This window comes from Bradyrhizobium cajani (genome assembly GCF_009759665.1).
Lineage (GTDB): Bacteria > Pseudomonadota > Alphaproteobacteria > Rhizobiales > Xanthobacteraceae > Bradyrhizobium > Bradyrhizobium cajani.
The window spans coordinates 1-1,267 of sequence record NZ_WQNE01000089.1 but is presented as its reverse complement, the minus strand read 5'-3'; the positions used below and the strand labels follow the sequence as shown (position 1 = coordinate 1,267).

Below are 1,267 nucleotides of genomic sequence, written 5' to 3'. Positions count from 1 at the left end.
TGTTTAGCCCGGACAGATCACTGACGGGTGTTCGGAGACATAGCTGACACATCAACATGGCTGGATTGGTCGATTCGGGAGGCCGTCCATGCCTTGGAGTGAGGTGTCGGTAATGGATCAGCGTCATGAGTTTGTGCGGCTTGCTTTGCAGGAAGGAGCCAATCGTCGCGAACTCTGCCGGCGGTTCAACATCAGTCCTGACGTTGGCTACAAGTGGCTGGCGCGCTGGCAGGCCGGCGATCGGGGGCTGGCCGACCGTTCCCGGCGCCCGCATGCGATGCCCAGGCGGAGCGAGGCTGCGGTTGAGGCGGAGGTCCTGGCTGTCCGCGACAAGCATCCGGCCTGGGGAGCACGCAAGATCGCCCACTGCTTGAAGCGGAGCGGGCAGACGGTGCCTGTGCCGTCAACGGTGCACCAGATCTTATGCCGGAACGGTCGGGTCAAACCGAGCGAGAATGCACCGCCCAATCCGGGGCACCGCTTCGAGAAAGAAGCTCCCAACCTGCTGTGGCAGATGGACTTCAAAGGTCACCTGCCGCTCGCCAACGGGACACGGTGCCATCCGCTAACAATCGTCGACGATCACTCGCGCTATGTTCTGTGCCTGAAGGCCTGTGCCGACGAGCAGCGTCTGACCGTGCAGGATCACCTGACGGCGACGTTCCGCTGCTATGGCCTGCCGGAGGCCTTCTACACCGACAACGGCTCACCCTGGGGCGACACGTCCGGCATTCGTTGGACTGGACTGAAGGTGTGGCTGCTCAAGCTTGGCGTCAGGGTGGTCCACGCCAGGCCATGCCACCCACAGGCTCGGGGCAAGAACGAACGCTTCCATCGCACCCTGAAGGCCGAGGTCTTCGCAATGCGTCGCTTCCGCACCCTCCCGGAGGTCCAGCGGGCCCTCGACGCTTGGCGGCCTATCTACAATCTGGAGCGTCCCCACGAGGGGCTCGATATGCACGTTCCCGCCGACCGATTCCGGCCGAGCGCTCGTGCCATGCCGGCCCGCGTTCCGAACGTCGAGTACGACAGCGGCGAGATCGTGCGCAGGGTCTCATCGACCAGGCCCTATATCTCCTTCAAGGGACGCTTCTGGAAAGTTCCCCAAGCCTTCGCCCGCGAACGCCTTGCCATCCGGCCGCTGGATCGCGACGGCCACTACGGTGTCTTCTTCGCGAGCTGGCAGGTCGCATCGATCGACTTGACCAATCGCCAACCTGTCAGTGATGTGTCCGAACAGGTGTCAGCTATGTCTCCGGGCTAAACA

The 1,267-nt window shown here is 63.1% G+C and carries 1 protein-coding gene; it reads left to right on the top strand.

Annotation, left to right across the window (positions count from 1 at the left end; all coding sequences use genetic code 11):
- Positions 1 to 88 precede the first annotated feature (88 nt).
- Positions 89 to 1,264: an IS481 family transposase gene (locus GPL20_RS38490; RefSeq protein ID WP_157337939.1), complete on the top strand. Its 1,176-nt coding sequence runs from the start codon at positions 89 to 91 to the stop codon at positions 1,262 to 1,264.
- The last annotated feature ends 3 nt before the right edge of the window (positions 1,265 to 1,267 follow it).